A 10,040-nucleotide genomic window follows, 5' to 3' on the forward strand; every position below is an offset into this window, starting at 1 on the left:
CCGCAATTCAGCATCCACGCCGCGCCGCGTGCCCCATCTCGGCATCGCCCGCTGCGTGGACATTTCTACACTAGGTCCATCGTTCGGACTGCAAAGGCACCTTGATCATGTTGAAGCATTCACTGCGTGACCCTTCCCTGCTCGTCGAGCGCGCCTACGCCAATGGCCAGTGGATCAGCGCCGATGACGGCGCCACCCTTGCCGTGACCAATCCTGCCGATGGCAGCGTGATCGCCAACGTACCGGCCTTGCAGGCGGCCGAAACCCGGCGCGCCATTGCCGCCGCCGAGGCCTGTTTCGTCACCTGGCGCGAAGTGCCTGCGGCCGAGCGCGCCAAATTGCTGGAGAAGTGGTACCAACTGATCCTGGACAACCAGGAAGACCTGGCCTTGATCATGACCGCCGAACAGGGCAAACCCCTGGGCGAGTCGCGCGGTGAAATTGCCTACGGCGCGAGCTTCGTCAAATGGTTCGCCGAGGAAGCGCGGCGCATCTATGGCGACACCATTCCTTCACCCGCCGCCGACCGCCGCATTCTGGTACTCAAGCAGCCGATCGGCGTGGTCGCGGCGATCACCCCGTGGAATTTCCCCAACGCCATGATCACCCGCAAGTGCGCACCGGCCCTGGCCGCCGGTTGTCCGGTACTGGTCAAGCCGTCGGAGATGACCCCGCTGTCGGCCCTGGCCCTGGCGGTGTTGGCCGAACGCGCAGGCATTCCGGCCGGGGTGTTCAACGTGCTCACCGGCCTGCCGGCAGGCGTGGGCGGCGAGATGACCAGCAACCCGGCCGTGCGCAAACTGTCGTTCACCGGTTCCACCCGCGTCGGCCAGCTGTTGATGAGCCAGTGCGCGACGACCATCAAGCGCCTGAGCCTGGAGCTGGGCGGCAACGCACCGTTCATCGTGTTCGATGACGCCGACCTGGACCTGGCCATTGCCGGCGTCATGCAGAGCAAATTCCGCAACGCCGGGCAGACCTGCGTGTGTGCCAACCGCATTCTGGTGCAGGACGGCATCTACCAACGTTTCGCCGAACGCCTGAAGGCGGCGGTGGCCGAGCTGAAGGTTGGCGACGGTCTGGCCGAGGGCGTGACCATCGGCCCGTTGATCAACGCTGCGGCAGTGGACAAGGTGGCCCGCCACATCAGCGATGCCGTGGAGAAAGGCGCTACTGTCGCCATTGGTGGGTTGCCGCAAAACGATGGTCTGTACGTGCAGCCCACGGTGTTGCTGGACGCCCACGCCGACATGCTGCTGGCCGGCGAGGAAACCTTCGGCCCCGTGGCGCCGCTGTTTCGCTTCCACACCGAGGACGAAGCGCTGGCGCTGGCCAATGCCACGCCCTATGGCCTGGGTGCCTACTACTTCACCCAGGACATGCGCCGCGCCTGGCGCGTGGGCGAGCGTCTGGAGTTCGGCATGGTCGGCTTGAACACCGGGATCATCTCCATGGAAGTGGCGCCCTTCGGCGGCGTGAAGCAATCGGGCACCGGCCGCGAGGGATCCAAGTACGGCCTGGATGAATTTCTCGAAGTGAAGGCCTGGCACATCGGTGGGTTGGGTTGAAGGCGCGGGGTCATGGCGGGCCTCATTCGCGCGCAGAGACCCGCTCCCACAGGGTTGTGTGCACGTCTTGTGGGAGCGGGTCTCTGCCCGCGAAGAGGCCACCCCTGACATCTTCCCGAAACGACATTCTTGATCTCCTGGAGCACCACAGATGAATTTCACTGAAGGTTTCGAATCGGTCAGCGTCAACCAGGTCAGCAAGCACTACGGCAGCCTCAAGGCGCTGGACAACGTCAATCTCAAGGTGGAAGCCGGCGAATTCATGTCGCTGCTGGGGCCCTCGGGTTCGGGCAAGACCACCCTGCTGAGCATTCTGGGTGGCTTCATACGGGTGAGCTCCGGCAATATCCTGTTCGGCGAGCGCAACGTCACCCTGATGCCGCCGCACAAGCGCGAAATCGGCGTGGTCTTTCAGAATTACGCGCTGTTCCCGCACATGACCGTGGGCGAGAACGTGGCCTTCCCGTTGCGTGCCCGTGGCGAAAGCGCGGGCAAGAGCCGGGAGCGGGTCAAACAGGCCTTGGCGACGGTGGAACTGAGTGGCTACGAAGAGCGCTCGATTGCCGCGCTTTCCGGCGGCCAGCGCCAGCGCGTGGCACTGGCCCGGGCCATCGTTTTCGAACCCAAGCTGATCTTGATGGACGAGCCGCTGTCGGCGCTGGACAAGCAGCTGCGCGAAACCATGCAGATCGAACTGCGCGCCCTGCACAAGCGCCTGGGCGCGACCATGATCTACGTCACCCACGACCAGCGTGAAGCGCTGACCATGAGCGACCGCATCGCCATCATGCGCGGCGGGCAACTGGTTCAGGTCGACACGCCACGCCGCCTGCACGATCACCCTTCGGACGACTTCGTCGCCAGCTTCATCGGCGAAAGCACCTTGGTGCCGCTGCAACGCAGCGCGAACAACGGTTTGACCCTGGGCTCCACGGCCCTGCGCACCACGCGCCCGGTGCCCGCTACGGGCGATGTATTCCTGGCGCTGCAAGCGGAAAAGCTGCTGCTGGACAGCGCCAGCGCCGGCCCTGAATGGAACCGTCTGAGCGGGCGCGTCGCCGACATCGTCTTTCAGGGCGAAAGCTTGAAGGTCTTCGTCGATCTGGACGGTGGGCCCACCGTCAGCCTGCGCCAGCCAAGCCACCACGAAGGCAACCTGAGCCTGCCGCCGATCGGCTCGCCGATGCTGATGCGCCTGCATCCGGAAGACACCATCGTGGTGCCGCGCGCCGGGGTTTGAGGAGCTCAGTGCAGGCCCTTGTGGGAGCGGGGCGGGCGGCGAGCCCTCTGCCCGCGAAGAGGCCAGCACTGACACCCCACCACCCAAACAACCGAATCTACCGCCCCACCCGCAAAAAAAACGCAAACACCCCAGCCAAACCCACAACTTCGGTGCTTGTGATTTGCGCCACTCCTTATCCTGATCACATCACCCGCCACGCTCGGCGCTAACGGAGATCGAGATGAATTCTGCACTGACCGAAAATCAACGCCTGCTGGCCCTGCGCGAACAACACGTGCCCCGTGGCATCGCCACCGCGCACCCGATAGTGGCCGCGCGCGCCCAGGGTGCCGAGCTGTGGGATGTGGACAACAAGCGCTATCTGGATTTCGTCGGCGGCATCGGCGTGCTCAATGTCGGCCACAACCACCCCGCTGTGGTCGAGGCGGTGCGCAGCCAGGTGGGCAAGGTGTCCCATGTCAGTTTTCAGGTGGCGGCCTACGAGACCTACATCGACGTGGCCGCGCGGCTGAACGTGCTGGTCGGCGGGGACGAGCACTACAAGAGCGTGCTGTTCACCTCCGGCGCCGAAGCGGTGGAAAACGCGATCAAGATCGCCCGCGGCTACACCCAGCGGCCTGCGGTGATTTCGTTTCGCGGAGGGTTCCACGGACGCACCCTGTTGGGGGTGACCTTGACCGGCATGAGCCAGCCCTACAAACAGAATTTCGGCCCGTTCCCGGCGGAGATCTATCACGCCAGCTACCCCAATGCCTATCGCGGCATCAGCAGCGACGACGCCCTGGCGCAGTTGCACGAGCTGTTTGCCAGCGACGTGGCGCCGGATCGGGTCGCGGCGATCCTGATCGAGCCGGTGCAGGGCGACGGTGGTTTCCTGGCCGCGCCGGTCGAGTTTCTCCAGGCGCTGCGCGCGCTGTGCACGCAGCATGGCATTGTGTTGATCGCCGATGAAATCCAGGCTGGATTCGGCCGCACCGGGAAAATGTTCGGTTTCCAGCATGCGGGTATCCAGCCGGATCTGGTCACGGTGGCCAAGTCTCTGGCCGGTGGCATGCCACTGTCGGGGGTGGTGGGCCGAGCCGAGATCATGGATGCGCCGACGCCCGGTGGGTTGGGCGGCACCTACGGTGGCAACGCCGTGGCCTGTGCGGCGGCGCTGGCGGTGCTGGACCTGTTCGAGCACGAAGACCTGCTGGCGCAGGGCGAGCAGCGCGCGGTGCAGTTGCGCGAGGGCTTGCTGGGGCTGCAGCAACGCTATCCGCGCATCGGTGATGTGCGAGGCCTGGGCTTCATGCTGGCCATCGAGATGGTCAAGGACGATGCCGGGCACAGCGCCGACGCCGATCTGGCCCAGCGGGTCATCGACCAAGCGCGGCAGGCGGGGTTGCTGGTGATCAAGTGTGGGCTGTATCGCAACGTGGTTCGCTTCCTCGCGCCGCTGGTGACCAGCGCCGAGCAGGTGGCAGAAGCCTTGCAGATGCTCGACAAGGCATTGGCAAAAGCCGGGGCCTGACTGTGGGAGCGGGGCGGGCGGCGCGCTCTTCGCGGCCACGGACCGCTCCTACAGGGATCATGGCCAAACGTAGGAGCGGTCATCGGCCGCGAAGAATGCGCCGCGGTACACCTGGCACACTGCAGCGCGCTGTTCGCGGCCACGGACCGCTTCTACAGGGATCAGGGCCAAACGTAGGAGCGGTCAGCGGCCGCGAAGAATGCGCCGCGGTACACCTGGCACACTGCGGCGTGCTCTTCGCGGCCACGGACCGCTCCTACGGTGGAAAAGCTGTAGGAGTCTGCAGGGAAGCCCTTCATACCGTCGCTCAGGAGCAATCCATGAAAGTCACACAGTACAAGGCCCTGGGGTTCTCCTATGCCACCCTGGTCGACCGTGAACGGGGCATTCTCGAAGGCCTGCGACCCTTGTCGGTGCAGAGCGAGACTCCCGGCAGTGACGCGCAACTGCTGACGGCCTACCGCGCCATCGCCCAGGAGCTCGGCCAGGCGGGCGGCAACCCCAGTGCCAGTGCGTTCCACGGCCAGCTGTACCAGCGCATGGCGCACCGATTGCATGTGATTCCCGGCTGGGATGAAAGTGTGGCTTTCGGTAGCTCGTCGGCCCATTGGCCGATCTTCGAAGACGCCCCCGGCGCCCTGCAGTACCTGAGCAAGTTCTACCGGTTGATACTGATCGCCCCACCCCACGGCATCGATGTCGGCGCCCTGACCCAACGCTTGCCGGTGGCATTCGATGCGGTCATCGAACCTTGCAACGATGACTGGCACAGCAGCCTCGCCACCGAGCTGCAGCGCCTGGGCCTGGAGCGCTCGCAGTTGCTGCCGGTGCGCAGTACCGAAACGGATGACCCCTGGAACCTGCGTGTGGATTTTCCGGTGTGTACCCTGCACCGCGACCACCGCCAGCCATGGAATCTTTCGCCCCAGGCTCTGGACGGCAAGCGCTGTGAATACGCCAGCCTTGCGGACCTCGCCCATGCCCATCAAACGGCATTGCACGCCTGAGGCCCACGTTCATGCTTTGACTTGACGAGGTCCACCCCATGGATGCTGCAACGAAACTGGATCGCATCGACATCAATATTTTGGTGCAGCTGCAGAAGGACGGGCGCATGACCAACGTCAGCCTCGCCGAAGCCGTTGGCCTGTCCCCCAGCCCCTGCCTGCAACGGGTCAAACGCCTGGAGTCGGCGGGCTACATCAGTGGCTATGAAGCGCACGTCAATCTGGCCAAGTTCGCCAGCTCCGTCACGGTGTTCACCGAGGTGACCCTGTCAGACCACAAACGCGCCGATTTCGTGAAGTTCGAATCGAGCATCCGCAACATCGACGAGGTGCTCGAATGCCATTTGATCAGCGGCGGGTATGACTACCTGGTGCGGTTCCTGTGCAGCAGCATCCAGCACTACCAGGAGCTGATGGAGTCGATCCTCGACAAGAACATCGGTATCGACAAGTATTTCAGCTACATCGTCATCAAGAGCCCGGTGCTCAAGAGCGCCGTGCCGTTGCGCAGTTTGGTGCGCGCGGTTTGATTCACGCACCGCGGTGACCCCGGACGCGGCTTGCGCCGCTGCTACAGGCCGATGTTCACGTCCGCCCACCCTACATCCCATGCCGCGTCCGGCCGTTACGCCGTCTCAACTCAATATGCAAAACACCTTGCGCACCGTCTGCTCGCTGGACCAGGCATTGGTCGCCCCCGCCGGCACCACCACGACCTCGCCGGCGCTGACCGTGCAGGCGTCGCCCTGCTCGGGCGTCAAGGTCACTGCGCCTTCCAGAATGAACATCAGCTCGCTATAGGCCGGCTGCACCTGCTTGCGTGCATAGGGCTCGCACTGCCACAGACCGATGCGCAAATTGGCCGCGCTGAACAGCGTTGCGCTCCAGGCTTTTGGAGCCGGGGTCAGCAGCACCGTTGCCGACGGCGGCTCGCTGGGCGGCAGTGGTTGAGCGAAGTCGATCTTCAGCGGCGTGCGAGGCATGTCCCGGCTCGGCGGCAAGCCGGGAAAAGCCATGAACAGACGGCGCAACTGCCCGCGATGCTGCCAGCGCACCGCCACACCACGAGGCACCACGAAACAATCGCCGGCCTTCAGGCGCAGGTCGAAACCGTCGCCCTGCAGGGTCAGCTCGCCGGCCTCCACAATCCCCAGTTCGACCCAGGGAAAATCATCAATCGACAAATTGGCGCCGACGCTGGTCGAGGCGCCCACCGCGTAGCCCGTGTGGGGGTCATGGAAATGCACGGTACGGCCGGCCGCCAGGGGGTCGTCCTGCAACGCAAAGGCGGCGACGGGTAGACGGCGTTCGATGGCGGGCTGTGAATAATGCAGGATCGGGGGCATAGGTCTCGTCTTGGCAATGAAGAAGTTCGCGGCTCAGCGGCCGATGGCGTCCAGCAGTTGTTGCCAACCTGCGGCCAAGCGTACACCCGGCGCGCGAAAGGCATGCAGGGGAATGGGCTTGAACGTGTCGCCCGCCAGCAGGCCCAGTTGCACCGGTTCGCCCGCGGTCATGGCTGCCAGTTGCTTGCCCATGTAGGTGGACATCGCCACGCCACCGCCGTTGTAGCCGATGGCATAGAAGCTGCGCGCGTCCAGTTGACCTGCATGGGGCAGGTAATCGAGGGTCATGGCCACCAGCCCAGACCAGCGAAACGCCACGGGCTGGTCGCGCAGGACCGGAAACACCACGCCCATGCTGCGTTGCAGGGTGGCGAAGGCGCTGTCCGAATCGTCTTTGCCGAACGCTCCGCGGCCGCCGAAGATCAACCGGTCGCCGACCACCCGGAACCATCGCAGCATGCGTTTGGTGTCGCCACAGACCTGGCCGCCGGGCATCAGCGTGGCCAATACGTCGGCCGGCAGTGGTGCAGTGGCAATGATTGCGCTGCGAAAGGGAATAAGCCGTCGGTGCAGAGTATCGGTCGCGGCGCTCTGGTCGGAATAGCCGTTGGTGGCATACACCACCTGTCTGGCACTGACCCGCCCCTGGGGCGTCTGCACGATGACCCGGTCGCCTTCCTGGCGAACCTGCAACGCCGGGCTGTTGATGAACATCTTCACGCCGCGCTCGTTCAGGCTGTGAGCCATGCCCCGGGCATAGTTGAGCGGGTGAATGCCGCCCGCCTTCGGCGTCAGCAGCCCGCCATGAAAAAGGGTCGAGCCGGTCATTTCCCGCACCTGGCCCGCGTCGATCATGCGCGACGACTCGCCGCCGGTTTCGCGCCTGATCCAGTCAGCGGTGTTGCGCAGTCCGGTCAGGGCAAGTTCGTTGTGGGCCGCGGCAATGTGCCCACCCATGTGCAACTGCGCGCCCTCGATGCCCAGGCTGTCGATCATTTCCACCAGGCTGTCCACGGCGGCATAACCGGTGCGGTACATGTGCAGAGCGGTGTCGCGATCGAAGCGCTGCATCAGGGCAGGAAAGCCGACGCGAAACTTGGGTGACACCACGCCACCGTTACGGCCACTGGCGCCCCAGGCCAGGGTATTGGCTTCCAGAATCAACGGCTCGCGGCCGCTCAGGGCAATGTGGTGAGCCGCAGACAGCCCGGTGTAGCCGGCACCGACGATCACCACGTCGCACTGCCGCTCGCCCTGCAATGCTTGCAGGGCCGGGGCCGGTCGGGCGGTGGCCGCCCATAAACTCTTCGCAGTCATAGCCGGTTTCCACCAGAAGGCGGCGCTCGGAGCAAGCGCCGCTGTTGTCAGCCCAGTTCCTGTTCGACCGCGTCGGCCAGTTGCGCCAACGAGGTGAAATGGTAGTGCGGCTTGGTGTGCTCGGATTCCAGGGTGCCGCCGCTGCCCTTTTGCGCGTGGCGACGTTCGATCCAGCAGGTCTGGTAGCCCAGGCGCATGGCCACGCCAATGTCGTGGTACTGGCTCTGCGCAACGTGGAGAATCTCTTCGAAGACGATGCCCTGCGTGGCCAGCACCCCACGGGTGTAGGCGAAAAACTGCGGATCGGGCTTCTCGAACCGCACATCGTCAACGGTCACGCGCACATCGAACGGCTCGTCGAGGGTCTTGGCCATGTGGTTCAAGGCCCAGATCTGCGAGTTGGTGGTGGCCACCAGCTTGAAGTGCTTGTGCAGACGCTTGAGCGCCTCGATCGAGTCGGGGAAGGCCGGGAAGTTTTCCACCGCCAACGCCAGGCCGCGGGCGTATTCGTCGCTGTCCGGCAAGCCGAGCTTGCGCGCGATCAAGTGATAGCAGCGCTCCAGGTCATCCGGCCACCAGCCCGAATCGGGCATCGCGCGGGCATCGCGGTAGGCCTTCAGAATGTCGTCGTCGCTGCACGCCTTGCCCGCTTCGCCAGCCACTTCGCGCACATGGTTGAGAATGCCGGCTTCGAAATCGATCAGGGTGCCGACGACATCGAACGTCAGGGCTTTGAACTGCTTGAATGACATAGGGCGCTCCGCATGATGAACCAGGGGAAGGTGCAAGGTGTGGTTCAATTATCAGCCGGGTGAATCGCCATATGTTCTGTTTTGTCCTTACCTCAGGGCATAACCTACTGTTTTTCCCGCGATGGCGGCATACCTGTGTTCATGACGCCTCCGCGATCTTCCGTGCCAGGCATAACTGTGGGTAAAGCGCGTCGACGCGCACGATGTCGGCCTGCATTTCTTCGATGATCCACTGGCGCACGCTTTCCACGATAGGGCGGCTCGGACGGTTGGCCGGTGTCACCAGGCAGCAGTGCCGGGCACTGACCGTGACCTCGTCACCCACCGGCAGCAACTGCCCGTTGGCCAGGCAGTGCGAGACCACGTTGAGCCAACCCAGGGCCATGCCCTGGCCAAGCAGGGCGGCCTGCACCACCACCGCATAATCGGAGAACACCAGGGCATTGTCTGCGCGTCCACCCTGGTCGAAAGGCGCCGCCCAGGTACGGTCCTGGTTGTCCATGTGGATCAGCGCGGGCATTGCATTCTTGCCCTTGCCGCTCGGTACGCCGGCACGGTACTGCGGGCTGCACACGGGCAGGGTGATCTCCGGGAGAACCAGGCTGTCTGCGGCCTTGACGCTGCCGGCGTCGAGGTAGCGCATGCCCAGGTCGACATCCATCAACGGCCCGCCGATGCGCCCGGACATGAGTTGGTAACGCATGTCCACCGCGGGAAAGCGCTCGCTGAAACGACTCATGCGCGGCATCAGCCAGTGTGTGGTGAACGCGGTGGACACCGACAGGGTGATGGTTTCCATGCCGGTAGCGCGGGCGGAGATTTCACCGATGGCCGATTCGATGGTGTCGAAACCTTCCTGGACCCGGCGGTAAAGAAGGGTCCCGCTTTCGGTGAGCCGCGCGCCGCCACGAACGCGTTCGAACAACTGCACCCCAAGGTGTTCTTCCAGGCGCGAGAGCATGCGGCTCACAGCAGGCTGGCTGACGCAAAGTTCGTCGGCCGCACGGGTGAAACTGCCGCAACGGGCGGCTGCCTCGAAAACGAACAAGGAACCGGAGCTGGGCAGTTTTCTGCGAAGATTAGACATGACCTGAGTTTATGCCTGGGAAAACTATTAGTAAATTGCCCTGACAGGAAAACCGTTCCTATTCTGACGGCACTTGACTCCTTTTCCCTGCGGCGCTGGCGGCAAAGCGGTGTGCCTGACCGACCGCGGTGAACCCGGACGCGGCTTGCGCCGCTGCTACAGGGGATCGCGGGGTGCTTGTAGCAGCGGCGCGAGCCGCGTCGGCGG

At 64.3% G+C, this 10,040-nt stretch carries 9 protein-coding genes; 5 read left to right on the plus strand and 4 right to left on the minus strand.

Translation table 11 applies throughout. The annotated features are described in order from the left end of the window. Positions 1 to 107: 107 nt before the first annotated feature. The 5 genes from IFT75_RS20900 to IFT75_RS20920 all read left to right on the plus strand — a co-directional run bounded on the left by IFT75_RS20900 (position 108) and on the right by IFT75_RS20920 (position 5,861). On the plus strand, positions 108 to 1,568 hold the full coding sequence (locus IFT75_RS20900) for an NAD-dependent succinate-semialdehyde dehydrogenase (RefSeq protein WP_192056595.1): 1,461 nt from the start codon (positions 108 to 110) through the stop codon (positions 1,566 to 1,568). A 151-nt stretch (positions 1,569 to 1,719) separates the two neighbouring features. Continuing rightward, entirely contained in the window at positions 1,720 to 2,808 is a 1,089-nt protein-coding gene (locus IFT75_RS20905; RefSeq protein WP_192056596.1) for an ABC transporter ATP-binding protein, read from the plus strand. A 223-nt stretch (positions 2,809 to 3,031) separates the two neighbouring features. Then, positions 3,032 to 4,324, plus strand: a complete 1,293-nt coding sequence (gene gabT, locus IFT75_RS20910) for a 4-aminobutyrate--2-oxoglutarate transaminase (RefSeq protein ID WP_192056597.1) — start codon at positions 3,032 to 3,034, stop codon at positions 4,322 to 4,324. Between the two features lie 320 nt (positions 4,325 to 4,644). Continuing rightward, on the plus strand, positions 4,645 to 5,331 hold the full coding sequence (locus IFT75_RS20915) for a hypothetical protein (protein WP_185794848.1): 687 nt from the start codon (positions 4,645 to 4,647) through the stop codon (positions 5,329 to 5,331). A 38-nt stretch (positions 5,332 to 5,369) separates the two neighbouring features. Continuing rightward, complete coding sequence (locus IFT75_RS20920) at positions 5,370 to 5,861, plus strand: Lrp/AsnC family transcriptional regulator (protein ID WP_043191751.1); 492 nt, start codon at positions 5,370 to 5,372, stop codon at positions 5,859 to 5,861. Positions 5,862 to 5,966: 105 nt separating this feature from the next. Here IFT75_RS20920 and IFT75_RS20925 read toward each other — a convergent pair whose 3' ends face one another. The 4 genes from IFT75_RS20925 to IFT75_RS20940 all read right to left on the minus strand — a co-directional run bounded on the left by IFT75_RS20925 (position 5,967) and on the right by IFT75_RS20940 (position 9,833). Continuing rightward, a complete protein-coding gene (locus tag IFT75_RS20925) occupies positions 5,967 to 6,677 on the minus strand; it encodes a cupin domain-containing protein (protein WP_192056598.1) in 711 nt (236 codons plus the stop codon). A 33-nt stretch (positions 6,678 to 6,710) separates the two neighbouring features. Beyond that, positions 6,711 to 7,994 carry an NAD(P)/FAD-dependent oxidoreductase gene (locus IFT75_RS20930; protein ID WP_192056599.1) on the minus strand — a complete coding sequence of 428 codons (1,284 nt, stop codon included), beginning with the start codon at positions 7,992 to 7,994 and terminating at the stop codon, positions 6,711 to 6,713. A gap of 47 nt (positions 7,995 to 8,041) precedes the next feature. Beyond that, positions 8,042 to 8,746, minus strand: a complete 705-nt coding sequence (locus IFT75_RS20935; protein WP_192056600.1) for an HAD-IA family hydrolase — start codon at positions 8,744 to 8,746, stop codon at positions 8,042 to 8,044. A 139-nt stretch (positions 8,747 to 8,885) separates the two neighbouring features. Beyond that, positions 8,886 to 9,833 carry a LysR family transcriptional regulator gene (locus IFT75_RS20940; protein ID WP_192056601.1) on the minus strand — a complete coding sequence of 316 codons (948 nt, stop codon included), beginning with the start codon at positions 9,831 to 9,833 and terminating at the stop codon, positions 8,886 to 8,888. Positions 9,834 to 10,040: the final 207 nt, after the last annotated feature.

It is taken from the genome of Pseudomonas sp. CFBP 8758 (assembly GCF_014841725.1).
GTDB lineage: Bacteria > Pseudomonadota > Gammaproteobacteria > Pseudomonadales > Pseudomonadaceae > Aquipseudomonas > Aquipseudomonas baltica.

Excerpts from the sequence above, each read along its gene's own strand:
- IFT75_RS20900 (WP_192056595.1), top strand. The coding sequence starts at position 108 with ATGTTGAAGCATTCACTGCGTGACCCTTCCCTGCTCGTCGAGCGCGCC.
- IFT75_RS20905 (WP_192056596.1), top strand. The coding sequence starts at position 1,720 with ATGAATTTCACTGAAGGTTTCGAATCGGTCAGCGTCAACCAGGTCAGC.
- gabT (WP_192056597.1), top strand. The coding sequence starts at position 3,032 with ATGAATTCTGCACTGACCGAAAATCAACGCCTGCTGGCCCTGCGCGAA.
- IFT75_RS20915 (WP_185794848.1), top strand. The coding sequence starts at position 4,645 with ATGAAAGTCACACAGTACAAGGCCCTGGGGTTCTCCTATGCCACCCTG.
- IFT75_RS20920 (WP_043191751.1), top strand. The coding sequence starts at position 5,370 with ATGGATGCTGCAACGAAACTGGATCGCATCGACATCAATATTTTGGTG.
- IFT75_RS20925 (WP_192056598.1), bottom strand. The coding sequence starts at position 6,677 with ATGCCCCCGATCCTGCATTATTCACAGCCCGCCATCGAACGCCGTCTA.
- IFT75_RS20930 (WP_192056599.1), bottom strand. The coding sequence starts at position 7,994 with ATGACTGCGAAGAGTTTATGGGCGGCCACCGCCCGACCGGCCCCGGCC.
- IFT75_RS20935 (WP_192056600.1), bottom strand. The coding sequence starts at position 8,746 with ATGTCATTCAAGCAGTTCAAAGCCCTGACGTTCGATGTCGTCGGCACC.
- IFT75_RS20940 (WP_192056601.1), bottom strand. The coding sequence starts at position 9,833 with ATGTCTAATCTTCGCAGAAAACTGCCCAGCTCCGGTTCCTTGTTCGTT.